This window comes from Massilia aurea (genome assembly GCF_014200505.1).
Lineage (GTDB): Bacteria > Pseudomonadota > Gammaproteobacteria > Burkholderiales > Burkholderiaceae_D > Telluria > Telluria aurea_B.
Genome location: NZ_JACHBX010000002.1, coordinates 449,181 through 474,294, shown reverse-complemented (window position 1 = coordinate 474,294; position 25,114 = coordinate 449,181). Strand labels below are relative to the sequence as shown.

Below are 25,114 nucleotides of genomic sequence, written 5' to 3'. Positions count from 1 at the left end.
ACCGCCACCAGTTTCTTGGAGACACAATGAACGCACCCCTGGACCGCGCCCACCTGGCGTCGCCGTCGCCCGCATCCGCACCCGCACAAGACATCACGCTCGACGACAAATGGACGCTCGAGCGCGGCCGCGCCTTCATGACCGGCACGCAAGCGCTGATCCGCCTGCCGATGCTGCAGCGCGAGCGCGACGTCAAGGCCGGCCTGAACACGGCCGGCTACATCACCGGCTACCGCGGCTCGCCCGTCACCTCGGTCGACCAGACCGCGATGAAGGCCAAGGCGCACCTCGACGCGCACCACGTCAAGTTCCATCCCGGCATGAACGAAGACCTGGCGGCGACTGCTGTCTGGGGCACGCAGCAAACCAATCTGTACAAGGACGCGAAGTACGACGGCGTGTTCTCGATGTGGTACGGCAAGGGGCCGGGCGTCGACCGCTGCGGCGACGTGTTCAAGCACGGCAACAACGCCGGCTCGTCGCAATACGGCGGCGTGCTGGTGCTGGCCGGCGACGACCACGCGGCCAAATCGTCGTCTACTGCGCACCAGTCCGACCATATCCTGACCCACTGCGGCATCCCGGTGCTGTATCCCTCGTCGGTGCAGGAATACATCGACTTCGGCCTGCACGCCTGGGCCATGAGCCGCTACACGGGCCTGTGGGTATCGATGAAATGCGTGACCGACATCATCGAGTCGGGCGCCGTCGTCGACCTCGATCCGGACCGCGTACAAACGGTGATCCCGACCGACTTCCAGCTGCCCGAGGGCGGCCTGAACATCCGCTGGCCGGACGCCGTGCTGGACCAGGAAGTGCGGATGAGCAACCACAAGTGGTATGCCGCGCTGGCCTATGCGCGCGCCAATAAGCTCAACCGCATCATCTGGGACAGCCCGCAGCCAAAGATCGGCATCATCACCGCCGGCAAAAGCTATCTGGACACGCGCCAGGCGCTGGCCGACCTCGGCATCGACGAGCAGGCTGCGCAGGACATTGGCCTGCGCCTGTACAAGGTCGGCATGACCTGGCCGCTCGAGGCTGAAGGCGTGCACGAGTTCGCACGGGGCCTCGATGAAATCCTGGTGGTCGAAGAAAAGCGCCAGGTCATGGAATACGCGCTCAAGGAAGAGCTCTACAACCTGCCTGACGGCGAGCGTCCGCGCGTGGTCGGCAAGTTCGACGACACGGGCGAGTGGAGCAACAAGAACCGCATGGGCCATGGCGACTGGCTGCTGCCTGCGACGTACGAGCTGAATCCGGCGCAGATTGCGCGCGCCATTGCTTCGCGTATCGGGCACTACTGCGCCGGTCACCCGGTTGCCGAGCGCGTCGCTCAGCGCATCGCCTTCCTCGAAGCGAAAGAGCTGGTGCTGCGCAATATCCCGGCCAAAGCAAACCCGGAAACCGACCGCATCCCGTATTTCTGCTCGGGCTGCCCGCACAACAGCTCGACCAAGGTGCCGGAAGGCTCGCGCGCGATGGCCGGCATCGGCTGCCACTACATGGTGCTGTGGATGGACCGTGAAACGTCGACCTTCACGCACATGGGCGCCGAAGGCACGACCTGGATCGGCCAGTCGCCGTTCACCGACGAGAAGCACGTGTTCGTCAATCTGGGCGACGGTACCTACTTCCACTCGGGCATTCTGGCGATCCGCGCCGCGGTGGCGGCCAAGGTCAACATCACCTACAAGATTCTCTACAATGATGCGGTCGCGATGACGGGCGGCCAGAACGTCGATGGCCCGCTCGACCCGGGCATGATCAGCCGCCAGATCGCGGCCGAAGGCGTCACGCCCATCATCGTCGTCACCGACGAGCCGGACAAATACCCGAGCGACTATGCCTGGGCGCCGGGCACCACGGTGCGTCACCGGTCCGAGCTGATGGACGTGCAGCGCGAACTGCGCGAGATGCCGGGCGTGTCGGCCGTGATCTATGACCAGACCTGCGCGTCCGAAAAACGCCGGCGCCGGAAGAAAGGCGAATTCCCTGACCCTGCCAAGCGCGCCGTGATCAACGAAGCCGTCTGCGAAGGCTGCGGCGATTGCTCGGTGCAGTCCAACTGCCTGTCGGTCGAGCCGCTGGAAACCGAACTGGGCCGCAAGCGCCAGATCAACCAGTCCTCGTGCAACAAGGATTATTCGTGCGTGTCGGGCTTCTGCCCGAGCTTCGTCACCGTCGAAGGCGGCGGCCTGAAAAAGCCGAAGAAAGCTGCTGCGTCCGACGCGGCGCCGCCGGTGCTGCCAGAGCCCGTTATTCCATCGGTTGCTACGCCATTCGGCATTCTCGTGGCCGGCGTGGGCGGCACCGGTGTTGTCACGGTCGGCCAGATCCTGGCGGTGGCGGCGCACGTCGAAGGCAAGGGCGCCATCGTGCTCGACCAGAGCGGTCTGGCCCAGAAGGGCGGCCCCGTGATGTCGCACGTGCGCCTGGCCGAACACCAGGCCGACCTGCACTCGACCCGCGTGGGCACCGGCAGCGCCGACCTTGTGATCGGCTGCGACCAGATCGTCACGGCCAGCCGCGATGCCTTGTCGCGCATGGGCGAAGGCCGTACCTGGGCCGCCGTCAATTCGAGCACGGCCACCACGGCCGCGTTCGTGAAGAACCCGGACTGGCAATTCCCGGCCGAAGGTTCGCGCGGCGCGATCGAGCAAGCCTGCGGCAAGGCCAACGTCGAATTCCTCGACGCCGGCAGCATCGCCACGGCGCTGCTGGGCGACGCGATCGCCACCAATATGTTCATGCTCGGCTACGCATTCCAGAAAGGCCGTGTGCCGCTGCACGAAGCCTCGCTGATGAAAGCCATCGAACTCAATGGCGTGTCGGTTGCGTTCAACAAGGCGGCCTTCAACTGGGGCCGCAGCGCCGGACACGATCTGGCGGCCGTCAGCAAGTCGGCGATGCCGGCCAAGGTGATCGAGTTCAAGCGCATGCAGACGCTCGACGATGTCGTCAAGCGCCGGGTCGAGCTGCTCACGGCGTACCAGGACGCGGCGTATGCGGGCCAGTACACGGCCTTCGTCGAGCAGGTCAGGGCGCAGGAAGCGCGCCTGGGCAAGGGCACGCGCCTGTCGGAAGCCGTGGCCAAGTACCTGTACAAACTGATGGCGTACAAGGACGAGTACGAAGTCGCGCGGCTGCATACCGATCCGGCGTTCCGTGAAAAAATCGCCAATATGTTTGAAGGCGATATCACGCTCAAGTTCCACCTTGCCCCGCCATTGCTGGCCAAGCATGACAAGGAAGGCCGCGCCATCAAGCAGGAGTTCGGTCCGTGGATGATGCGCGCGTTCGGCGTGCTGGCAAAGTTCAAGGGCCTGCGCGGTACCGCGTTCGACGTGTTCGGCTACACCGCCGAGCGCCGCGTCGAGCGCGCCCTGATCGGCGAATACCGCGCGACGGTGGCGGCATTGCTGCCCAAGCTCACGGACGACAACCTGGCGCAGGCCGTGGCGGTGGCCAGCATTCCCGAAGATATCCGGGGCTACGGGCACGTCAAAGAGCGGCACCTGAAAGCGGCGAAGGCAAAAGAAGCGGCGTTGCTGGCGGTATTCCATGCGCCGGTGGGCGCGGCGCCGCGCGCGGCTTGATGGTGTTTTGATCACGCCGGCGCGGCATACGCGCCGGCGTTGTTGGATGGATGCTTGTCGGCTTGGCATGCTTCGTTGTCGCCTGGCCTCACTGTGACATTTGGTGGTGTTGTGCAGGAAAACCGCCGTCTATAATCATCCGCATGAGCCCGACATTCTCCCTCCCAAACAAGGCAGTTTCCGTCCGTCTGATGTCAAGCGCGCTTGCTGCGCTGTTCGCTCTCGCCGGCTGTGGCGGCGGTGGCGGCTCGCCCGGCGTGGGCGCGCGGCCACCCGTGGCAGACACGGCGCCGGTCACGCCAACCCCGACCCCAACCCCCACCACCAGTGGTGCCACGCTGGAAGACCTCAATCCCAATCTGCTCGGCGACGCCTACGGCAGTTACTGGAACAAGTGCGCCGCGCCGCGCACCGGCGTCGATGCCAGCGGCAAGGCCTTCCCCGATGTGCAGGGCACGTTGCTGGACGAACTCAAATTCCTGCGCGCCTGGACCAACCAGTACTACCTCTGGTACAACGAAGTCCCGAACACCTACAAGATGGCCGACTTCAAGAGCGCCATCGACTACTTCGACGTGCTCAAGACGCCGGCCGTGACCGCCACCGGGCAGGCCAAGGACCGCTACCACTTCACCTATCCGACCGCCGAATGGGAAGCAATGCAGACCCAGGGCATCGATCTTGGCTACGGCATCACGTGGTCGCGCAATGCGGGCGGCACGGCGCCGCGCACCTGGCTGATCACGGCCGTGGAACCGGGTTCGCCGGGCGCGGCTGCGGGCCTGCTGCGCGGTGACCTGTTGACGAAGATCGATGGCATCGATTTCGTCAACGCCAGCGACGCGGCATCGATCGCACGCATCAACGAGGCCCTGTTCCCTGAGACGGCCGGCAGCGCGCACCGCTTCACGCTGCAGCGCGGCGGCGTGCCGTTCGAGGTGACGATGACGGGCGCCGACGTGCGCATCGCACCGGTCAAGAACGTCAAGATCATCGAGACCGCGAGCGGCAAGGTCGGCTACCTGACCTTCGACACCTTCAATGCGGTCTCCGAAAAGCAGCTGATCGACGCCTTCACCACGTTCCGCCAGGCCGGCGTGAACGACCTGGTGCTCGACATCCGCTACAACGGCGGCGGCCTGCTGTACCTGGCCAGCCAGCTGGCCTATATGGTCTCGGGGCCGGAGTCGACCAATGGCAAGGTGTTCGAGCAATCGCAGTACAACGACAAGTTGCCGCGCGAAGCGCCACTGCCGTTCCGCTCGACCGCGTGGGGCTTCGCCTCCAGCAATCCGGTGCGCACTGGCACGCCGCTGCCAACCCTGGGCCTGAAACGCGTGACGGTGCTGAGCACGGCCGGCACCTGCTCGGCCAGCGAATCGGTGATCAATGGCTTGCGCGGCGCCGATGTCGAGGTCATCCAGATTGGCGGCACCACCTGCGGTAAACCGTATGGCTTCACGCCAGTGCCGAACTGCGGCACGACCTATTTCTCGATCGAGTTCAAGGGCGTCAACAACAAGGGTTTCGGTGATTTCACCGACGGCTTCGCGCCGACCTGCCAGGTCAGTGACGACCTGACGCGACCGGTGGGCGATGAGAGCGAAGGCTTGCTGGCCGCCGCGCTGACCTACCGCGCCACGCAGGCGTGCCCGGTCTCGACGACGAGCCGTGCCCGCTTCGTGCCGATGGAAATCGTGCGGCCGCAGGTGAAAGAAATCGCGATCCGGCCGACACCCGGCGCACCACCGCGCTGAGCAGACCGGCCGTATTGACGGGCGGCGTGGCCAATCCGGCGCGCCGCCCTTTGTGTTTCCAGAACTTAACTTTGAGTCAAGAACACGTCTATAATCGTCGGCTTCCCTGTCACCTGCCGGAGCTTCTCGATGATTCGTTCTGCGTTACTGCTGGCCCTGCTGTCTGCATTCCCCCTGGCGCACGCCGCTACCCCCGACCTGACGACGATTTCGGAACGCTCCGGCTTCCAGGCCACCGGCCGCTACGATGAAACGATCGCGCTGTGCGCCGCGTTTGCGCAGGCGTATCCGAAGCAGGTCCAGTGCATCGATTTCGGCATCACGCCGGAAGGTCGCCCGATGAAGGCGCTGGTGGCCAACAACAACGGCGTGTTCACGCCCGCAGCTGCCAAACAGGCGGGCTTGCCCGTCACACTGATCCAGGGCGGCATCCACGCCGGCGAGATCGACGGCAAGGACGCGGGTTTCCTGGCACTGCGCGAGATCCTCGAAGGCCGCGCGGGCAAGGGCGCGCTCGACAAGCAGGTGCTGCTGTTCGTGCCGGTGTTTAACGTCGACGGGCACGAGCGCTTCGGCAAATGGAACCGCCCGAATCAGCGCGGCCCGGTGGAAATGGGCTGGCGCACCACCGCCCAGAACCTGAACCTGAACCGCGACTACCTGAAGGCCGACGCGCCGGAAATGCAGGCGATGCTGGGCCTGGTAAATGCCTGGGATCCGCTGACCTATGTCGACCTGCATGCCACCAACGGCGCCAAGTTCCAGCACGATATCTCGATCCAGGTCGAGCCGGTGTACTCGGGCGACCCGGAATTCCGCAAGGCTGGCCTGGCGCTGCGCACCAATGTCATCAAGGACATCGCGAAGGAAGGCTCGACGCCGCAGTCGTACTATATGTCGTTCGTGAAGCAGGACGATCCGATGTCGGGCTTCGAGGACGGCGTGTCGGACCCGCGTTTTTCAACCGGCTACTTCCAGCTGCGTAACCGCATGGCGATGCTGGTGGAAACGCATTCGTGGAAAGAATACCCGGTGCGCGTACGCATCACCCGCAACACCGTGGTGTCATTGCTGAACCAGGTCGCAAAGCACGGGGCGGACTGGCAAAAGGCGGCTTATGCGGCCGACGCGCGCGCCGCAAAACTGGGCAACAAGAAGGTGGCGCTGAACTACCGCACCACCGACAAGACCGAGATGGTCAACTTCAACGGCTACGAATACACGCGCAAGCCATCCGAAATCTCGGGCGGCCTGATGACGCGCTACGACGAAACCAAGCCGCAAGTGTGGCGCGTGCCACTGCGCGACGAGGTCGTCGCCGATGTGGAAGTGACGGCCCCGGGCGCCGGCTATATCGTGCCGGCGGCGCAAGCGGCCATCGTGGGCGAGAAGCTGCGCCAGCATGGCGTCGTGTTCCGCAAGCTGGACCAGGGTATTGCTCGCGCCAATGTCGAGACCTTCCGCGCCGACAAGGCGACGCTGGACGCCGCCTCGGTCGAAGGGCACCAGCGCCTGACGGTCACGGGCAAGTGGACGGCGGAGCCGCGCGCAGTGACGGCCGGTTCGCTGTTCGTGCCGATCGCGCAGCCAAAGGCGCGGCTGGTGGTGGCGATGTTCGAGCCGCAGGCACCGGATTCGCTGCTGGCCTGGGGCACGTTCAACACGGCCTTCGAGCGCAAGGAATACATGGAAGACTACGTGGCTGAAGACGTGGCGCGCGAGCAGATGGCGGCCGACCCGAAAGTGGCCGCCGAATTTGCCCAGCGCCTGGCATCGGACCCGGCGTTTGCCAAGGATCCGCAGGCGCGCCTGGCGTTCTTCGCCAAGCGGCATTCGTCGTATGACGAGCGGTTGAATCTGTATCCGGTGCTGCGTACGGATACTGCGCTGTAAATCAGGCCCTGCCGACCGGCACGCTTCAGGTGTCGGTCTGCAGGAGAGTGCGTGAATTCGCATTCGTGCGAAACACGATCGGCTGCTCGATCACGTGGGCGTTGTCCAGGCCTGTCGGGCGCTGGCTGGCAAAGCGGATCACCTTGTCGACTTCGCCGCGCTTGGGCGACTTACTGCAGACGGGGTCGGTCGCTGCCGCGTCACCGGCGAGCATAAATGCCTGGCAGCGGCAGCCGCCGAGATCGCGCCCCTTTTCGTCGCAACTACGGCACGGCTCCTGCATCCAGTCATTGCCACGATAGGCGTTGAATGCGGTGCTGGTGCGCCAGATGTCCGCCAGGCCCACGTCGCGCACGTTCGGCAAATTTAAGCCGGGCAGGTCGCGCGCATTGTGGCAGGGCAGCGCCACGCCGTCCGGCGCCACGCCGAGAAACACCGCGCCCCAGCCATTCATGCAGGCCTTTGGGCGGTCCTCGAAATAATCGGGCACCACGAACAGCAGCTTGCAGGCGTCGCCAATCCGCTCGCGGTATTCCTCCACCACGCGTTCGGCGTCGCGCACCTGTTCGAGCGTCGGCATCAGCTGGTTGCGGTTCTTCATGGCCCAGCCGTAGTACTGGGTATTGGCCAGCTCCAGGTATTCGGCGCCCAGCGCCAGCGCCATTTCGATGATCTTGCCGACATGCGGCAGGTTATACCGATGCAGCACGCAATTCATCACCATCGGGTAATCGTATTGCTTGATCAGCTTGGCGACTTTGAGCTTGAGATCGAAGGTTTTGGTGCTGCTCAGGAAATCGTTGAGCTCACGGGTGGAATCCTGGAACGACAACTGGATATGATCGAGCCCGGCGTTCTTGAGCGCCGCGATACGGGTTTCATTCAGGCCGACACCCGACGTGATCAGATTGCTGTAAAAGCCCAGGCGGCGCGCTTCGGCGACCAGTTCTTCGAGGTCGTCGCGCATCAGCGGCTCGCCCCCCGAAAACCCCAGCTGCACGGCGCCCAGCGCGCGCGCTTCGCGCATCACCCGCACCCATTCGCCCGTCGTCAATTCATTGCGCACCGCATCGTAATTGAGCGGGTTATAGCAAAACGCGCAGTGCAGCGGGCATTGGTAAGTCAGTTCGGCCAGCAGCCAGAATGGCGGCGACACGGCAGGTGCGCCGCTGTTGACACTAACGGTAGGCAGCATCATTCGATCCACTTGTGCTGGTGGGCGTGGGCCAGCAAGCCCTCGATATCGGTGCGCAGGCCGGTGGCCTGGAATTTGTTTTCCAGGTCGTGCACGATCTGGTCGACCGTGGTCTTGCCGTCGCAGCATTTCAGGATTTCGCCGGCGCTGCCATTCAGTTTGACCATGCCTTCCGGGTACAGCAGCACGTAGGCCTGCTGGGCGTCCTCCCATTGCAGGCGAAAGCGCCGGTTCAGGGCCGGCATGGCGGGGATGAGGGGAGCGTTCATGTCGGATAAGCTTTTTCGATGGCGTCCAGCATGGCCCACAGGATGTCCAGTTTGAACTTGAGGATCTCGAGTGCACGTTGCTGCTGCGCCCTGGTCGTGAAATAGTCGAGCGTCACGGCCAGGCCATGATCGACATCGCGCTGGGCCAGCGGAATGCGGCTGCGGAAATAATGCAGGCCGGCCGGTTCCACCCACGGATACTGGGTTGGCCAGCCGGCCAGGCGGTCCTTGTGGATCTGCGGCGCGAACATCTCGGTCAGCGACGAGCACACCGCTTCTTGCCATGGCGAGCGGCGCGCAAAGTCGACATACGCGTCGCAGGCAAAGCGCACCGCTGGCACCACGTGCTGGAGCGACCACAGTTCGGCGCGGGGAATGCCGGCCGCTTCGCCCAGCTGGGTCCAGGCTTCCATGCCGCCCTGGGCGTCGCCCTGGTAATCGTCGTAGCCGTCATGGTCCAGGATGCGGGCGATCCACAGGCGGCGCGTCGCGCGATCGTCGCAATTGGACAGGATCGCGGCATCCTTTTTCGGGATGATGAACTGGTAGTAGAAACGGTTGGCGATCCAGCCGCGCAGCTGCTCGGGCGAGCATTGCCCGGCATTCATGCGCAGGTTGAACGGATGGTGGATATGGTAGCTCTTGCCCATCGCCCGCAACTGCTGTTCGAATTCGGCGCGCGACCAGGGCGCCAGCTGGTCGCTGCTATCGGGGGAGGGCGTCATAAGGTAATGTCCATGCCGTCGAACGCGACCTCGATGCCGTGCGTGGCCAGTTCGGTACGCTCGGGCGAGTCTTCGCGCAGGATCGGATTGCTGTTATTGATATGAATGAGGATCTTGCGGCGCGCCGGCATGCGCGCCAGCACCTCGATCATGCCGCCCGGCCCGGATTGCGGCAGATGGCCCATCATGTGGGCCGTCTTTTTCGACAGCCCGAGCGTGATCATTTCGTCGTCGCTCCAGCAGGTGCCATCGACCAGCAGCACATCGGCCTGGCGCATCGCCGCTTCCACCGCATCGGTCATCTGGCCCAGCCCGGGCGCGTAGAACACCCGCGCGCCGCTGGCGCTGTCGTGCAGCATCAGGCCGATGTTGTCGCCCGGATGCGGGTCGTTGCGGTGCGACGAATAAGGCGGCGCTTTGCTGGACAGCGGAACGGGCAGGAACGTCGTGTCGCGCAGCGGCGCGATCGAGAACGGCTGGCCGTCAATGGCCAGCGTGTGCGGTTCGACACCGCAATAATGACCAAGCACGCGCGTCAAAGGCAGCGCTTGCGACAGGTCGGCCAGCACCTCGGCGGTCGCATACAGGGGCAGGGGCGTGCCGCGCTCGCGCAGCATCAGCAAGCCGGTCACGTGGTCGATCTGGGCATCCATCAGCAGCACAGCCGCAATACCGGTGTCGCGCACGGCGCGGGCAGGTTGCAGGGCGGGTGTGGCGCGGATTTGCACCAGGATGTCGGGGGATGCATTGACCAGGACCCAGTTAATGCCATCGTCGCTCACGGCGATCGAGGATTGGGTGCGGCTTACAGCCTGGATGGTGCCATTGCGGATGCCATCACAGTTCAGACAATTACAATTCCACTGCGGAAAACCACCTCCCGCTGCCGAACCAAGAATGCGGATTTTCAACAGCGTATCCAACCTTTCACATGGTTATCGCTGATAACCGGAGTGGCAGGTAACGATGACAAAATCGTTCATCGGTACCTGCCGGAATTAAACATCAACGGTTCAGCACGTACATGGTGATTTCAAAACCCCAACGGAAATCAATTGCTTCAGGTGTTTCCCAGCGCATGGTAAGCCTCCTAGTGAATGCATGATGGTATGTTGCGAGTGATGGTCGTCGGCTACGCGACGACATCTGATTGTGACGCAATCTTGTCGATTCTGCACGACGGCGGGCGCTGCCGTGCGGGGGTATGTACGACGCAGGCAGCAAGTGCATCAGAATGGGTTGGATGCGTCAGTGCCTCGCCCGAACGCAAGGTTTGCCCGGGCTGGGTTATGATTTCGTCAGCTCTGTGATCACAACAACAACTTTGTGAGGTGAAGATGAAAGACGTTAAAGTAGATGTGCGTGTACGCGTGGACGTCGACGCAGCCAGCGTTGTATTGCTTCTGGCTTCTGCAGCCATGGCGCTTTTCGTCGTGAAGCAGCAGAAGAAAGAACAGCTACAGTAGCTGCAGTACGCCGCTTCTACGGCGTCGCCGGCAACGACGTCAACAGCACGGTCGTCACTTTGCCATCGGCGCCATTGACCAGCTGATATACGCGGTCAAATTCATTGTCCCCAATCTCGGTCCCTGGCGCACCGCCGAACAGCCGCACCAGTTCCGGCAGGGTATTGGAGTGCCCCACCACCAGCACCGGCCCTTGCAGCGCCTTGACCTTGGCGACCAGCGCCTCTGGCCTGCCTGCGTCGTATTGCTGCACAGGCAGGCTAAGTGATGCGGACAGTGGTTTCGCGGTCTCGAGCGTGCGGACGGTGGCGCTGCTGAAGATGGCCTGGATGCCTGCGCGGTGCAGCATCGTTGCGATATTCTGCGCACGTTGGCGGCCTTGCGGCGTGAGCGATGGGTCGTTGCCGTCGGCGGCTTTTTCGCCGTGGCGCACGAGGTAGATCATGTCGGGCTCAGCCATGGCGGCGCAGGGCGCGAGCAGGGCGGCGGCCAGTGCCAGATGCCCCAACAAGCGTGAGGGTGGTAGAGGAAAGCGCATCGCGGTCTTTCAGCATGGATTTGGATAAAAGCAGCGTAGCACGGGGTGATTAATTGTCGTGCGCGTTGGCGGCGCGGCCGGCCGCGACACCCGTCGTGGCGAAGCGTTCGCGATACACTTTCGGCGCAATCCCCAGCTTTTTCAGGAACACCCGGCGCATCTGCGCCTCGTCGCTGAAGCAGGCACGCGCCGCGACCGTCTTCAGTGGCAGCGCTACATCGGCCAGCAATTGGGTAGCGCGCTCGAAGCGGCAGGTTTCAATGAATTCCTGCGTGCTCATGCCCACCTCTTGCTGGAATACGCGGGCGACATGGCGCTCGCTCATCATCGCTTTGTCCGCCAGCTGGGCGACCGACAGGCGCTCGTGCAGATTCTCCAGTATCCAGGCTTGCAGCTCGCGGATCGTCGGTTTCGCTGTGCGCTCACTGAGCAGGTGCGCGCTGAACTGCGACTGGCCGCCCGGGCGCTTAAGGTACACGACCATCTCGGTGGCCACGTCCAGCGCCAGCGCACGCCCGAAGTCCTGTTCCACCAGCGCGAGGGCCAGGTCCATGCCGGCCGTGACGCCGGCCGAGGTCCACACATTGCCGGAGCGGATGAAGATGGCATCGGCATCGATGTCGATGGCCGGGAAATCGGCGTGCAGGCGATCGGCCACGCCCCAGTGCGTGGTGGCGCGTTTGCCGTCGAGCACGCCGGCGGCGGCCAGGAAGAACGCGCCCGAGCACAGGGCGCTCAGGCGTTCGAGGCGAGGGGCGGCGTCGCGGATCCAGTCGATCAGGGCGGCGCTTTCGACCAGCGCCGCCTGGATGTGGCGCGCACCGACCACCATCGCGGTGTGGGGCAGGGCCAGCGTGTTGACCACCTTGGTGGCTTCGAGCGACATCAGGGTGTCCGAGCGGATCGGCCCGGTCTTGAAAGACGCCACGCGCACATCGTAGCCGGCCGCCTTGCCTTGCCGTGCCAGGTGCAGGTTCGCGTATTCGAACACCGACATGGGGCCGATCGCTTCCATTGCCTTGAAGCCGGGGTAGACGACGATGTCGACGGTGATGGTGTCCAGAGGTGGCGCAGAAGGCATCGGCAGGGCGGTCAGTGGCGAAGATCCGGTCATTATTGCACCAAATCCTGCCATTTCCGGCCTAGTGGCGCCGGTGGCCAGGCCCGCGCCTGCAGAATGGCGGCATTCCATTTTTATTCAGCCAGAGACCATCACCATGAAAACCAAAGCAGCCATTGCCTGGCGCGCCGGCGCGCCATTGACCATCGAAGAAGTCGACCTGGAAGGCCCGCGCGAGGGCGAAGTACTGATTGAACTGAAAGCGACCGGCATTTGTCATACCGATTACTACACGCTGTCCGGCGCCGATCCGGAAGGCCTGTTCCCGGCGATCCTGGGCCATGAAGGCGCGGGCATCGTGGTCGATGTGGGCCCTGGCGTGACGAGCTTGAAGAAAGACGATCACGTCATCCCGCTCTACACGCCGGAATGCCGCCAGTGCAAATTCTGCCTGTCGCAAAAGACGAATCTTTGCCAGGCGATCCGCAGCACGCAGGGCCGCGGCCTGATGCCGGACGCGACCAGCCGCTTTTCGCTCGATGGCAAGCCGCTGTTTCACTATATGGGCACGTCGACGTTCTCGAACTACATCGTGGTGCCGGAAATCGCGCTGGCGAAAATCCGTGAAGATGCCCCGTTCGACAAGGTCTGCTACATCGGTTGCGGCGTGACGACCGGCGTGGGCGCGGTGCTGTTTTCGGCCAAGGTCGAAGCCGGCGCCAACGTGGTCGTGTTCGGCCTGGGCGGCATCGGCCTGAACGTCATTCAGGCGGCGAAAATGGTGGGCGCGGACAAGATCATCGGTGTCGATATCAACCCGGCGCGCCAGGATATGGCGCGCAAGTTCGGCATGACCCATTTCATCAATCCAAAAGAAGTCGAGAATGTCGTCGATGCGATCGTGCAGATCACCGATGGCGGCGCCGACTACAGTTTCGAGTGCGTTGGCAACGTCAACACGATGCGCCAGGCGCTGGAATGCACGCACAAGGGCTGGGGCAAATCGTTCATCATCGGCGTGGCAGCGGCTGGCGAAGAAATCGCGACCCGGCCATTCCAGCTGGTGACGGGCCGTGAATGGCGCGGTTCGGCCTTTGGCGGTGCGCGTGGCCGTACCGATGTGCCGAAGATCGTCGACTGGTATATGGAAGGCAAGCTCAATATCGACGACCTGATCACGCACCGCCTGCCGCTCGAACGCATCAATGAAGGGTTCGACCTGATGAAGAGCGGCGAATCGATCCGCTCGGTGGTGCTGTACTGATGCTGTCGGCCGCGGCGGTTCAGGCCAGCGCGGCCACGACGAAGTCGACGAAGGTGCGCACCTTGGCCGACAAATGCTTGCGGCTTGGATAGAGCGCATGAATGCCCAGCTCGGCTGACTCCCAGCCGGGCAGCACCTGCACCAGCCGCCCGGCCGCCAGATCCTCGCCCACGATAAAGTGCGGCTGGAACACAATGCCGGCCCCGGCGAGCGCCGCCAGGCGGATCATGTCGCCATTGTCGGCCCTGATGGGGCCATTCACCGGCACGGTGAGATGTTCGCCTGCGGATTCCAGGCGCCAGTCGGCGCCGCCCCCGCTCAATGAGTAGCTCAGGCACGTATGCTGGCTCAGGTCGTGCGGCGTCTGCGGCGTACCGTGCGCGGCCAGATAGGCGGGCGAGGCGCACACGATACTGCGCGCGACGCCCAGCTTGCGCGCGATCAGGTCCGACTGGGGCAGGGCGCCGATCCGGATCGCCACATCGAAGCCTTCCTCGACCAGATCGACCTTGCGGTCGGACAGCGCAATATCGAGCTGCACCTGCGGGTAGGCCTGGGTGTACGCACCGATGATGCTGCCCAGGCGGTGCTGGGCGTAGGACAGCGGAATCGTCACGCGCAGCACGCCGCGCGGCAGCGTCGTCATCTGGCCGGCAATCTGCTCGGCCTCGTTCACATCCCCCAGAATCTGCACGCTGCGCTCGTGGAAGGCGCGGCCGGTTTCCGTCAGGCTCAGGCGCCGGGTGGTGCGGTTCAATAGCCGCGTGCCGAGGTGTTCCTCGAGCTTTTGCACCTGCTTGGAGACCATGGCGCGTGACACGTCCAGCCGGAGCGCCGCAGCAGCGAAGCTGCCGCTGTCGACCACGGCAACGTAGGTTTTCATCGAGCCGAGCAAGTCCATTGGGCGAGATTGTCAATCAAATGGAAACAGTCTAACCACGTTCCCCTGCTTTATCAACGTCAGGGACATGGGTACCATGGACGCATCACTTAACGAGGTGCACGATGAACTTGCCCACAATCTTTGTCTCACACGGCTCGCCGATGCTTGCGCTGCAGGATAGCCCGGCACGCCGCTTCCTGCAGGGCCTGGGCCAGACATTGCCACGGCCGAGCGCGATTGCCGTCGTCTCGGCGCACTGGGAAACCGCTGGCGGCCCGGCCGTCTCGCTGGCCACCCAGCCGGAAACGATTCACGACTTTGGTGGCTTCCCGCAGGCGCTGTTCGACATGCGCTATCCGGCGCCGGGTGCGCCTGCCGCTGCCGAACGCGCGGCGGCGCTGTTTCAAGCGGCCGGCATCCCGGTCGGGCGCAGCGCGACACGGGGCCTGGACCATGGCGCATGGGTGCCGCTCAGCCTGATGTATCCGGCCGCCGACGTGCCGGTAATGCAGATTTCGATCGTGCATGGCGCCGCACCCGCGCTGCATCAGCAACTCGGCCTGGCGCTGCAGGCCTTGCGCCAGGAGGGCGTGCTGGTGATCGGCTCGGGATCGCTGACGCACAACCTGTATGAAATCCGCGGGCACAGCGCCGATGCGCCGCCGCCAGCCTGGGTCAGCGACTTTGGCACCTGGATGCGCGAGCGGCTGATGGCGAATGACCGCGCCGCCCTGCTGGACTACCGCAAGCTGGCACCAATGGCTGCAAAAAACCATCCGACCGAAGAACATCTGCTGCCGCTGTTCGTGGCAATGGGCGCGGCCGGGCCCGATGCCAGAGCGTCCGTGCTGCACACGAGTGTCGAACATGGCGTGCTGGCCATGGATGCCTACGCGTTCAATTAATCATTTACCTTGTTTTCATTTACGAAAGAACGATCATGCACACCACGACCACGCAACTGAATACCAACAACAACGACGCCGGCAAGCTGGTGCTGCGCGTCGCCCTGGCCGCGATGCTGCTGTTCCACGGCGTTGCCAAACTGAGCGGCGGCATTGGTTTTGTTGCCGACATGCTGGCCAAAGCCGGCTTGCCCGCGGTGTTTGGCTACGGGGTGTACATCGGCGAAGTCGTCGCACCGCTGCTCATCCTGGTCGGCCTGTTCACGCGTCCTGCCGCACTGATCGTGGCCATCAACATGATCGTCGCCGTGCTGCTGGCGCACACGAGCCAGTTCTTCACGCTCAACGAGACCGGCGGCTGGGCGCTGGAATTGCAGGGGATGTTCTTCTTTGCTGCAGTGGCAGTCGCGCTGCTGGGTGCGGGGCGTTACAGCATCGGTGGTGTCAATGGGCGCCTGAACTGAGCGGATTTGGCCAGCGCGTGCTCCCGAGGTGAGAATCAACGCATTTTCTGTGGCGCTGAGAACGTTATCGTTGCTGGATGATGTCGTTCAAACCTTGGGAGTGAAAATGATGGCGACCCTGATGGTGGCTTTTCTGTTGGTTGTTCTTGCCCCAGTCGCGTCGGCAGCTGACCTTTGTCCTCCCACCAACACGGGAAATCCATGGTCAGTGCAGTGCTTCGAAGGCGAGAACGATCACCGGCGTATCAAAAGCGCATTCATTGACCGGGTGAGAATCAATGCCTATGGTATGGCAACGATCAGCATTGACGATTCCCCTGACATTCCAAGAGAAGTGATTGCTGTCGATCGTTACGGCAACGTCGTGATTCCCAATATTCGCCATACGGGCGATTTTGACTATCCGAGTGCGTATCGTGGCCTGGGCCGCTTCTCGGTCGTCAACATGGATGGTTCTGGTAAGCGTGTGGAAAAATGCGGTTATTTTCAATCACCGCAATTCCACATCCTCGTGCCGGCACAGTTCGACCAGTGTGAGGCATTCGCCAAAGAAGGCGCGTTTGCCTGCAAGGACTGCGTCGCCTATTGCTCCGACGCCGATTGCCACGTCCGTGAATTCATCGGTGGACGTGGATTCGTACTTGGCACCGACGGCACGATCAAGCGTGAATTCGCCGTCAAGACGCTGAAGACATATTGTCGCCGCCCAGAGCTGGTGCGTCTGAAGACAACCAATGACGGCACGGTGTCAATTCGTTGCTACGGCCCCGATGACAATCCGTTCGTGATGTAACCACGAAAAGAAAGTCAAAGCTGCGTTAACGAAATCGTCCCCGCCACCGGCGTCGAACACGGCTCCTCATCAAACGCGATATCCCCCAGCGGATTGGCCACGCCATCCGTCTTCAGGTCCGCGAAACCGAACAGGTTACGGTCCATCAGATGCGATGGCACCACGGTCGACAGTGACGAGAAGATGCTTTCCACGCGCCCTGGATGTTTTTTCTCCCACTCGCGCAGCATGTTTTTGATCTGCTTGCGCTGCAGGTTCTCTTGCGAGCCGCACAGGTCGCACGGGATGATCGGGAAGCCTTTTACCTCAGCATAGCGCTCGGTATCAGCCTCTTTCACATACGCCATCGGGCGGATCACCATGTGCTTGCCATCGTCCGACACCAGCTTGGCCGGCATGCCTTTCAGCTTCCCGCCGAAGAACATGTTCAGGAAGAAGGTTTCGAGGATGTCGTCGCGGTGGTGGCCCAGCGCGATCTTGTTGCAGCCCAGCTCATCGGCGACGCGGTACAGGATGCCGCGCCGCAGCCTGGAACACAGCGAGCAGGTGGTCTTGCCTTCCGGGATCAGGCGCTTGACGATGCTGTAGGTGTCCTGGTTTTCGATGTGGTAGTCCACGCCGAGCTTGTCCAGGTAGGCCGGCAGGATGTCGGCCGGGAAGTTCGGCTGCTTCTGGTCGAGGTTGACTGCGACGATGTCGAAGTGGATCGGTGCGCGCTCGCGCAGCGTCAGGAGGATGTCCAGCAGCGCGTAGCTGTCCTTGCCGCCCGACAGGCATACCATCACCTTGTCGCCGTCTTCGATCATGTTGAAGTCGCCGATGGCCTGGCCGACCTGGCGGCACAGGCGCTTGTGCAGCTTGTGGTTTTCGTGGGCGATCTTTTCCTGCTTCTTGGTGTCGATCACGGGGGCAGCCTCGCCCAGCGGGAAGTCCGCCTCGGTCAGGCGCTCGATAACGGTTTCGTTCATGCTTCGTCCTTGATACGGAATACTTCGACACCGACGCCTTCGCAGTCGGCATACACGTCGGGTTTCATCGTCGACACGCCCGCCGCGCGCACGCGCGGATGGGCCAGCATGGCCTGGACCATGTCGTCGCACAGTGTTTCTTGCAGGTGGATATGGCCCTTCGAAATGCGCTGGGCGACCGTCTCGCGCATGAAGTCGTAGTCGACCACTTCAGCCAATTGGTCGGCCTTCGGCGTCGACATCTCGAGCGGAATGTACAGCTCAACATTGATCAGCACACGTTGCTCGCCCTTCTTTTCGAAATCGTGCACGCCGATATTGATCATCACTTCGTAATTGCGCAGGAACAGCCGGCGGCAATTGCGCAAGCTCGGGTGGGACAGGGCGGACAACATGGTTAAGCCTTTTGGATAGATGATTCGGTGCTGCGGTTGTTGGGGTCGTCGTTGCGTGGTTCGGTCAGGAACATGACGTCGCGCGTCGATGGCGTCAGGTGCTGGCCGCCATCGACCAGCAGGGTCGTGCCCGTCAGCGCGCGGGCGCCCGCTGCGTAGACGACCGCGTCGGCAATATCTTGCGGCGTCGAGGAGCGCCCCAGCGGCGTGGCGCGGTGCGCCTGCGTGAAACCTTCCTCGCTCTGCTCGCCCGAGACCAGCGTGATGCCGGGCGCCACGCCCACCACGCGCACGGTCGGCGCCAGCGCTTGCGCCAGCATCGTCGTGGCCGCGTGCAGCGCCGCCTTGGACAAGGTGTACGACAGAAAATCCGGGTTGAGATTGTACAGTTTCTGGTCGAGCAGGTTGATGACCACGGCTTGCTCGCCCTGCGGCGTGGCCGCATGCAGCGCCTGCGCCAGCAGCACTGGCGCTGTGACATTCGCGGCGATATGCGCGTTCAACAGCGCTGGCGAAAAATCGGTGGCGCTGTCGTATTCGAACAACGACGCGTTGTTGACGATGCACGTCAACGCGCCGAGCGCGTCGATGGCGCGGCCCGCCAGCAGGCGTACGGCCGCATCGTCGGCCAGGTCGCACTGCAGCAGCACGGCGCGCCGGCCCAGCGCCAGGATGGCGTCGCGCGTGGCGATCGCATCCTGTTCGGAGTGGCGGTAATGCAGCGCGAGATCCCAGCCGGCCCGGGCCAGGCCCAGCGCAATGGCGCGTCCGAGGCGGCGCCCGGCGCCGGTCACCAGCGCGACCCGGGGCAGGGCGGTTGGAGCTGTGTCGGTCATCATGGGTGATCAAGCCTGAACATCAGGCAGTAAATTGTTGATAAAAGCGAATCTGGCTACAATGCCGGCATGTCCCTGCCCGCCCCCGACCACGACGCCCTCGCCGCGTCCCACGCCCTGCAACAGCGCATCGCTGACGAGATCGAACAATCCGGTGGGCAGATCGCGTTTTCGCGGTTCATGGAACTGGCGCTGTACGCCCCGCGCCTCGGGTATTACAGCGGCGGCGCCGCCAAGCTCGGCGCCGAGGGCGATTTCATCACCGCGCCCGAGATGACGCCGCTGTTCGGGGCAACGGTGGCGCGTGTGGCAGCCGCTATTATCGCCCAAAGCGCGCCCGACATCATCGAGTTCGGCGCCGGCACCGGCCGCCTGGCGCGCGACGTGCTGGCTGCACTGGCGCGCCAGGGCGTGGTCGTCAACTCGTACACGATCATCGAATTGTCGGGCGAGCTGCGCGCACGCCAGCAGGCCAACCTGGCCGATCTGCCGCAAGTGCGCTGGCAGGACGCGATACCCGCGCACTTCAGCGGCGTGGTGCTGGCCAATGAAGTGCTCGATGCGATGCCGGTCGAGCTGGTGATCCGCACCCGGGATGGCTGGCGCCGCCAGATGGTCACGATCGAGGACGGTGCATTCGCCTTTGTTCAGGCGCCGCTCGACGCGGCCCTGCACGAGCAACTGGTGCGCCAGGTGCCCGACCATGAAGAGATGATCGAAGGCTATGTCACCGAGCTGCACCCGGTCGGCGCCGGCTTCATGGGCTCGCTGGCGGCGATGTTCGCGGGCGGCTGCGGCGCGGCAATCCTGTTCGACTATGGCTTTCCAGCCCACGAGTACTACCTCGACCAGCGCATCGGCGGCACGCTGATGTGCCACTACCGCCACCACGCGCATCCCGATCCGTTCTATCTGCCGGGCCTGCAGGACATCACCGCCCACGTCGATTTCACGGCGATGGCGCTGGCGGCCCAGGATGCCGGCCTGCCGGTGTTGGCCTACATGAGCCAGGCTGCGTTCCTGATCGGCGCCGGGATCGGTGAGTTGTTGCTTGAAAACAACCCCGAGGATGCGCTGCGCTTCCTGCCGCAGTCGCGCGCCGTGCAAAAGCTCGTCTCACCAGCGGAAATGGGCGAATTATTCAAGGTGCTGGTGGTCGGGCAGGCTGTAACATTGCCCGATGCACTCGTCCAGGCTGACCGCAGTCATCGCCTGTGATAATTGTGATATCTTGCACAACGGACACAATTGCGTCTAAGCTGTACGACATTCCAGCGCCAGGGTCCGGCCATCCGCCTCGGCCGAGGACGTAGCATCAATGGCAGGCATCAGCGGGCAGATTTGACACACCATGGCCAAGATTCACACACACTATGACAACCTGAAGGTGTCGCGTCACGCGCCCCAGGAAGTCATTCGTGCTTCGTACAAGGCGCTGAGCCAGAAATACCATCCCGACAAGAATCCGGGCGATGAAAAAGCCGCCCGCATCATGGCGGTCGTCAATTCGGCCTACAACGTCCTGGCCGATCCGGTGCGCCGCAAGGAACATGACGAGTGGATCGCGTCCGAAGAATGGGAAGTCGAGTGGCTGGAAAGCTCGAACGCCAAGGACGGCCAGCTGCGCAAGGGCGGTGACGCGGGTGACGCCCCGTCAGCGCACAAGCCGCGCCGCGCGCGCCTGATGCGCGATCCGCGCTGGTGGCTGGGCCTGGTTACCTGTTTCGTGGCTGGCGCCGCCACTGCCGTGCTGCTCTTCCAGCAACCGGGCATGATGCCCGACGCGCTGGCCTGGAGCGGCGTGCAGAAGCCCGTGAGCGTGCTGGCCAGCACGCCGCCGGCCGCAGCGACGCCGGTAACTGCACCGGCCGAGCCCGCGCCCGCGCCGGACTCCTGGGCCGGCCGCGGTACGCCCGCCATTCGCACGCTCGGCATCGCCCAGCTGGTAGTGCCCGACCGCGTGCCCGATTGCAGCACCGACCTGCAAACCCTGACGGCGCCAGGCGGCGAGCCGTGGCCGGCCGAGTCGGCCTATCTGCCGGGCTACCCGGTGGGCAATGAGGGCGCCGGGATGCAGGTGACGATCAACAATAGCGCGAACGCATCGCCGGTGTTCGTCAAGCTGTACGACCTGGAGCGCCGCGCGAACGTGCGCCACGCCTTCGTGCAGCCGCGTGCCACCTTCACGCTCGACAGGCTGACGCCCGGCAAGTACGAGGTGCATTACCAGAACGTCGTCGTCGGCGCCGGCAAGGGTGAGTGCGACAGCCGCCAGCCCGCTCCGTAAGCTGTCGTTTTTTATGCGCCGTGCCTGCCTGCGGCACAGCGCATCATGCCAATTTCATTTAATTCGTTCTGCGCCGTAATATACTGGGTCGATACTGCGTGCCCATGCAGCCGCCCCATGCCCAACGCAGGCCAATACGGACCACAATGAACGAACTGGAAGGCCTGACGGCCCTGATCATCGAGCCCCACGCAGGGATGCGCGCCAGCATCCACAGCATGCTCACGCTGTGCGGCCTGACCCGGATCGAGCACGCCAGCACGTCCAACCAGGCGATCAAGCACCTGGGCCTGCGCCAGTTCGACCTCGTCCTGTGCGAATACGACCTCGAAGGCGGCCAGGATGGCCAGCAGTTGCTGGAAGACCTGCGCCACCACAAGCTGATGCGCCTGGCCACGATGTTCTTCATGGTCACCGCAGAAGGCAACCACAGCAAGGTGGTCAGCGCGGCCGAGCTCGCCCCGACCGACTACGTCCTCAAGCCGTTCACCGCCGACCGCCTGCTCGAACGCATCGGGCGCGCGCTCGACAAGCGCAATGCGTTCCTGCCCGTGTACACGCTGATGGAGGCGGGCGACCAGGTGGAGGCGCTTGCTGCCTGCATCGAGGGCCAGCGCCTGCACACGCGCTATGCCATCGACTTCTTGCGCCTGCGCGCCGAGCTGCACATGTTTCTGGGGCAGGCCGAGCTGGCCGAGCCGATCTATCGGCACCTGGTCGAGATCAAGGCGATTGCCTGGGCCCGGCTGGGGCTGGCCAAGACGCTGTTCGTGCGCAAGCGTCTGGCCGAGGCCAAGGACATCCTCGAAGAGCTGGTCGATACCAACCGCAATTTCGTTGACGCCTTCGACTGGCTGGCGCGCACCCACGCCGCGGCTGGCGAGCTCGACAAGGCGCAGGCCGTGCTTGCCGACGCCGTCGCCGTCTCGCCCCACGCGGTGCGGCGCCTGCGCACGCTGGCCGACATCGCCTTCGACGCAGGCGACATCGACACCGCCGAAAAATCGCTGCGCCAGGTGGTGGGCAAGGCCAAGTATTCCGAGTTTCGCGATCCCGAAGACCACGTCAAGCTGGTGCGCACGCTGGTAGGCAAGGGCGATCCGGTGGGCGCGGCGGCCGTGGTGCGCGATCTCGACCGCACGATGGGCGGGCGCGCCACGACGGCGCTGTGCAGCGCGGTCGCATCAGCCCTGGTGCACGAGTACACCGGCAACGACGTGCGCCTGGGCGAAGCATTGACCACGGCAGTGGCGGCCTGCCAGGATGCGCCGGGCGTGTCGGTCGACATCAAGCTCGAGCTCGCGCGCACGTGCCTCGACCATGACATGGAAGAGGGCGCCTGCTCGGTCGTGCGCGACGTGATGCGCAATGCCGGCGACGAGGCCGTGATGGCGCGCGCGGTGGGCGTTATGGAAAGCGCAGGCAAGGGCGAGCTGGCCCGCTCGATGGTCAAGGAAAGCCGCCAGCACGTGGTCGACCTGGTCGCCAGCGGCGCCGCGCGCGCCAAGAGCGGCGATTACCGGGGCGCGGTCACGCTGATGTTAGAGGCGGCGCACAAGCTGCCGAACAACCCGTCGGTGGCGTTCAATGCCACGCTGGCAGTGCTACGCTGCCTGGAAGCAGGCGGCTGGGACGAGCGGCTCGGTGGCCAGGTCCCGACCCTGATCGGCAATGTACGCAAGCTCGACCCGCTCAATCCCAAGCTGCCGGCGCTGGCCGCGCTGTTCCAGCAAGTGCTCAAGCAGCACGATCAGGGCGTGCGCCAGGGGCTGCGCATGCCGCCGCCCAAAGCAGGCTGACGATGGCCGACCTTCCTCACGGCGCCCAGAGCCACCCTACGTCGGGCCGGGTGCGCGATGCGCTGATGCGCAAGCTGAGCGGCACCGAGCGCATGTTCAGTCTTGGCGGCACCATGACGCGCGTGATCGGCATGGGCTACAGCGTCGACGAAGGCTCGGCCGACCTCGCGTATTACGTGATGGCGGATGTGGCGCTGACCCAGCGCATCCTGCGCCTGTCGAACACGGTGGCGTACCGCACGCAGCTGGGGGCGCCGGTGACGACGATCTCGCGCGCCATTTCCCTGCTCGGTTTTGACAATGTGCGCGCCGCCGCCCTGGCGATGCTGCTGGTCGACGCGCTCGACGTGGCCGAGCACGGCGTGCGGGTCGAACTCCAGGCGGCGCTGTGCGCCAGCCTGGTGGGCCAGGAAATGGCGCACCGCAGCCCCCATCCGGGCGCAGAAGAAGCAGGGATCTGTGCGCTGTTCAAGAACTTGGGGCCAATGCTGCTGGCCAGCCACGAGCCGGAGCGCTACCGCGAGATCGCCGCTCTGGTCGCCACCGGCAAGCACACCCACGCGCAAGCGTCGCGCCTGATCCTGGGCTGCACCTTCGAGACCCTGTCCGAGGCCGTGCTGCGCGAGTGGCAATTGCCTGAGCTGATCATCGAAGCCCAGGCCTCGCCCCCGCCTGGCACGCTCGCAGTGGCACCAGAGCGCGCCGAATGGATGCGCCAGGTGGCCGCGTTCAGCCAGGACGTGGCGCGCCTGATGGGCCATCACCACGATCCGGCCAATGCGCCCGACGCCGAGGCACTGCTGGCGCGCTACGGCGTGGCGCTCGGGCTCGACATGCCGGGGCTGGCAGCGCTGTTCGACACCGTCCAGGAAAGCATGAACGGCATGCTGCAGAGCATGAACATGGAACGCGCCCCCAAGACCGACCCGAAGGCCGGCAGCAGCCTGCCGAACGTGCTGGCGCTGGCAATGCTCGACGCGGGTGAAGCCGATGAAGGCGAGTACTACCCCAGTGGCAAGCCGAAGAATGCGCGCGACCTGCTGCTGGCGGGTGTGCAGGATGTCTCCGTGCTGGGGGGCTCTGCCACGAGCGCCAACGACGTCATCATGGCGGTGCTCGAAACGCTGTACGGCGCGCTGGGCTTTCGCTTCGCCACCATCTGCCTGCGCGACGGCCGGACCGGCACCTTCCGGGCACGTGCTTCGCTGGGGGAGAACAAGGCCGAGCTGCAGGCCGGCTTCACGTTCCCTTGCGCATTCACACGCGACCTGTTCCACCTGGCGCTGGAAAACAATGCCGACATGATGATCCCGGACGCCTTCAGCCCCAAGATCCGCGACCTGCTGCCGGCCTGGTACAAGACGCTGCTGCCGGACGCCGAGAGTTTCATCGTGCTGCCGCTGGTGGTGGGCAAGGCGCAGCTGGGGCTGTTCTACGCGGACCGCATCTTCACGGCGCCCGAAGGCGTGCCGCCGGACGAGACGGCGCTGATCAAGGCGCTCAAGGCGCAAGTGCTGGCCGCACTGGCGCCGGCTTGACGAACAAACCAAGTTTTTTTCACGCCGCGCAAAATGACCCTTGCGGCTTTAGAGTCGGACCGTTACAATCACGCCCCGAAGCAACGCTGTCAGGCGAAGTGGAAAAACCTTCTACCCAAACCTGATTGACAGTACGTTGAGCTTGCTTCATACTCTGCGGTTCTTCGCGGTGGGGTGGCCGAGTGGTTAAAGGCAGCAGACTGTAAATCTGCCCTCTCTGAGTACGCTGGTTCGAATCCAGCCCCCACCACCAAAAGAAGATCGTGAAGTCGAATTGAAGTTGTACCTCGCGGGTGTAGCTCAATGGTAGAGCAGAAGCCTTCCAAGCTTACGACGAGGGTTCGATTCCCTTCACCCGCTCCAGTGTTTTGCGGTGTGCAAGTTGAACATCGCACCAAATCAGCCCTTGTAGCTCAGTGGTAGAGCACTCCCTTGGTAAGGGAGAGGCCACGTGTTCAATCCACGTCAAGGGCACCAGAA

At 63.9% G+C, this 25,114-nt stretch carries 23 protein-coding genes and 3 tRNA genes; 15 read left to right on the top strand and 11 right to left on the bottom strand.

Going from position 1 to position 25,114, the window contains the following annotated elements; translation table 11 throughout:
• Positions 1-26: 26 nt before the first annotated feature.
• The 3 genes from HD842_RS11445 to HD842_RS11435 all read left to right on the top strand — a co-directional run bounded on the left by HD842_RS11445 (position 27) and on the right by HD842_RS11435 (position 7,249).
• The gene (locus HD842_RS11445) at positions 27-3,599 is read left to right on the top strand and encodes an indolepyruvate ferredoxin oxidoreductase family protein (RefSeq protein WP_183554478.1); all 3,573 of its coding nucleotides are present in this window, start codon (positions 27-29) and stop codon (positions 3,597-3,599) included.
• A 191-nt stretch (positions 3,600-3,790) separates the two neighbouring features.
• Positions 3,791-5,356, top strand: a complete 1,566-nt coding sequence (locus HD842_RS11440; RefSeq protein ID WP_229424725.1) for a S41 family peptidase — start codon at positions 3,791-3,793, stop codon at positions 5,354-5,356.
• 129 nt (positions 5,357-5,485) lie between these two features.
• Positions 5,486-7,249: a M14 family metallopeptidase gene (locus HD842_RS11435; RefSeq protein WP_183554475.1), complete on the top strand. Its 1,764-nt coding sequence runs from the start codon at positions 5,486-5,488 to the stop codon at positions 7,247-7,249.
• 25 nt (positions 7,250-7,274) lie between these two features.
• On the opposite strand, the gene pqqE is transcribed toward HD842_RS11435, so the two are convergent.
• The 5 genes from pqqE to pqqA form a co-directional block, all read right to left on the bottom strand.
• A complete protein-coding gene (pqqE, locus tag HD842_RS11430; RefSeq protein WP_229424724.1) occupies positions 7,275-8,444 on the bottom strand; it encodes a pyrroloquinoline quinone biosynthesis protein PqqE in 1,170 nt (389 codons plus the stop codon).
• A complete protein-coding gene (pqqD, locus tag HD842_RS11425) occupies positions 8,444-8,713 on the bottom strand; it encodes a pyrroloquinoline quinone biosynthesis peptide chaperone PqqD (RefSeq protein ID WP_183554471.1) in 270 nt (89 codons plus the stop codon). The genes pqqE and pqqD overlap by 1 nt, the downstream gene beginning before the upstream one ends.
• On the bottom strand, positions 8,710-9,438 hold the full coding sequence (gene pqqC / locus HD842_RS11420) for a pyrroloquinoline-quinone synthase PqqC (RefSeq protein ID WP_183554469.1): 729 nt from the start codon (positions 9,436-9,438) through the stop codon (positions 8,710-8,712). Before pqqC ends, pqqD begins: the two co-directional genes overlap by 4 nt.
• Positions 9,435-10,352, bottom strand: coding sequence for a pyrroloquinoline quinone biosynthesis protein PqqB (pqqB, locus tag HD842_RS11415; protein ID WP_183555286.1), 918 nt, complete (start codon positions 10,350-10,352; stop codon positions 9,435-9,437). Before pqqB ends, pqqC begins: the two co-directional genes overlap by 4 nt.
• Before the next feature lie 91 nt (positions 10,353-10,443).
• The gene (pqqA, locus tag HD842_RS24465; RefSeq protein ID WP_183555285.1) at positions 10,444-10,518 is read right to left on the bottom strand and encodes a pyrroloquinoline quinone precursor peptide PqqA; all 75 of its coding nucleotides are present in this window, start codon (positions 10,516-10,518) and stop codon (positions 10,444-10,446) included.
• A gap of 257 nt (positions 10,519-10,775) precedes the next feature.
• On the opposite strand from pqqA, the gene HD842_RS24280 reads away from it, so the two are divergent.
• Positions 10,776-10,904 carry a hypothetical protein gene (locus HD842_RS24280; protein ID WP_267875172.1) on the top strand — a complete coding sequence of 43 codons (129 nt, stop codon included), beginning with the start codon at positions 10,776-10,778 and terminating at the stop codon, positions 10,902-10,904.
• A 16-nt stretch (positions 10,905-10,920) separates the two neighbouring features.
• Here the strand turns inward: HD842_RS24280 and HD842_RS11405 are convergent, their stop codons facing one another.
• Both HD842_RS11405 and HD842_RS11400 read right to left on the bottom strand, forming a co-directional pair.
• On the bottom strand, positions 10,921-11,442 hold the full coding sequence (locus tag HD842_RS11405) for a SixA phosphatase family protein (protein ID WP_183554467.1): 522 nt from the start codon (positions 11,440-11,442) through the stop codon (positions 10,921-10,923).
• Positions 11,443-11,491: 49 nt separating this feature from the next.
• Positions 11,492-12,556 (bottom strand): GlxA family transcriptional regulator, encoded by a 1,065-nt coding sequence (locus HD842_RS11400; protein ID WP_370660825.1) that lies wholly within the window; start codon positions 12,554-12,556, stop codon positions 11,492-11,494.
• A 103-nt stretch (positions 12,557-12,659) separates the two neighbouring features.
• Here HD842_RS11400 and HD842_RS11395 point away from each other — a divergent pair, with 103 nt between their 5' ends.
• Complete coding sequence (locus HD842_RS11395; RefSeq protein ID WP_183554464.1) at positions 12,660-13,766, top strand: S-(hydroxymethyl)glutathione dehydrogenase/class III alcohol dehydrogenase; 1,107 nt, start codon at positions 12,660-12,662, stop codon at positions 13,764-13,766.
• Between the two features lie 19 nt (positions 13,767-13,785).
• On the opposite strand, the gene HD842_RS11390 is transcribed toward HD842_RS11395, so the two are convergent.
• A complete protein-coding gene (locus tag HD842_RS11390) occupies positions 13,786-14,649 on the bottom strand; it encodes a LysR family transcriptional regulator (protein WP_229424723.1) in 864 nt (287 codons plus the stop codon).
• Positions 14,650-14,771: 122 nt separating this feature from the next.
• Here HD842_RS11390 and HD842_RS11385 point away from each other — a divergent pair, with 122 nt between their 5' ends.
• The 3 genes from HD842_RS11385 (at position 14,772) to HD842_RS11375 (ending at position 16,811) form a co-directional block, all read left to right on the top strand.
• Positions 14,772-15,554 (top strand): DODA-type extradiol aromatic ring-opening family dioxygenase, encoded by a 783-nt coding sequence (locus HD842_RS11385; RefSeq protein WP_183554461.1) that lies wholly within the window; start codon positions 14,772-14,774, stop codon positions 15,552-15,554.
• A 35-nt stretch (positions 15,555-15,589) separates the two neighbouring features.
• Positions 15,590-16,018: a DoxX family protein gene (locus HD842_RS11380; RefSeq protein ID WP_183554459.1), complete on the top strand. Its 429-nt coding sequence runs from the start codon at positions 15,590-15,592 to the stop codon at positions 16,016-16,018.
• Positions 16,019-16,124: 106 nt separating this feature from the next.
• Positions 16,125-16,811: a hypothetical protein gene (locus HD842_RS11375; protein WP_183554457.1), complete on the top strand. Its 687-nt coding sequence runs from the start codon at positions 16,125-16,127 to the stop codon at positions 16,809-16,811.
• A gap of 14 nt (positions 16,812-16,825) precedes the next feature.
• Here HD842_RS11375 and ttcA read toward each other — a convergent pair whose 3' ends face one another.
• The 3 genes from ttcA to HD842_RS11360 are packed head-to-tail and all read right to left on the bottom strand — an operon-like array spanning position 16,826 to position 19,013.
• On the bottom strand, positions 16,826-17,779 hold the full coding sequence (ttcA, locus tag HD842_RS11370) for a tRNA 2-thiocytidine(32) synthetase TtcA (RefSeq protein WP_183554455.1): 954 nt from the start codon (positions 17,777-17,779) through the stop codon (positions 16,826-16,828).
• Positions 17,776-18,174: a dihydroneopterin aldolase gene (locus tag HD842_RS11365; protein WP_183554452.1), complete on the bottom strand. Its 399-nt coding sequence runs from the start codon at positions 18,172-18,174 to the stop codon at positions 17,776-17,778. Before HD842_RS11365 ends, ttcA begins: the two co-directional genes overlap by 4 nt.
• 2 nt (positions 18,175-18,176) lie before the next feature.
• Positions 18,177-19,013 carry an SDR family oxidoreductase gene (locus HD842_RS11360; protein WP_183554451.1) on the bottom strand — a complete coding sequence of 279 codons (837 nt, stop codon included), beginning with the start codon at positions 19,011-19,013 and terminating at the stop codon, positions 18,177-18,179.
• A gap of 66 nt (positions 19,014-19,079) precedes the next feature.
• Between HD842_RS11360 and HD842_RS11355 the strand changes: the two genes are divergently transcribed.
• From HD842_RS11355 to HD842_RS11325, 7 genes are all read left to right on the top strand, one after another.
• Positions 19,080-20,228, top strand: coding sequence for a class I SAM-dependent methyltransferase (locus HD842_RS11355; RefSeq protein WP_183554449.1), 1,149 nt, complete (start codon positions 19,080-19,082; stop codon positions 20,226-20,228).
• 133 nt (positions 20,229-20,361) lie between these two features.
• A complete protein-coding gene (locus tag HD842_RS11350; protein ID WP_183554446.1) occupies positions 20,362-21,297 on the top strand; it encodes a J domain-containing protein in 936 nt (311 codons plus the stop codon).
• Positions 21,298-21,443: 146 nt separating this feature from the next.
• Entirely contained in the window at positions 21,444-23,096 is a 1,653-nt protein-coding gene (locus HD842_RS11345) for a response regulator (RefSeq protein WP_183554444.1), read from the top strand.
• A gap of 2 nt (positions 23,097-23,098) precedes the next feature.
• A complete protein-coding gene (locus tag HD842_RS11340; RefSeq protein WP_183554442.1) occupies positions 23,099-24,634 on the top strand; it encodes an HDOD domain-containing protein in 1,536 nt (511 codons plus the stop codon).
• A gap of 168 nt (positions 24,635-24,802) precedes the next feature.
• A tRNA-Tyr gene (locus HD842_RS11335) sits at positions 24,803-24,887 on the top strand.
• Positions 24,888-24,923: 36 nt separating this feature from the next.
• Positions 24,924-24,997: transfer RNA gene (locus HD842_RS11330), tRNA-Gly, on the top strand.
• 39 nt (positions 24,998-25,036) lie between these two features.
• A tRNA-Thr gene (locus HD842_RS11325) sits at positions 25,037-25,111 on the top strand.
• The last annotated feature ends 3 nt before the right edge of the window (positions 25,112-25,114 follow it).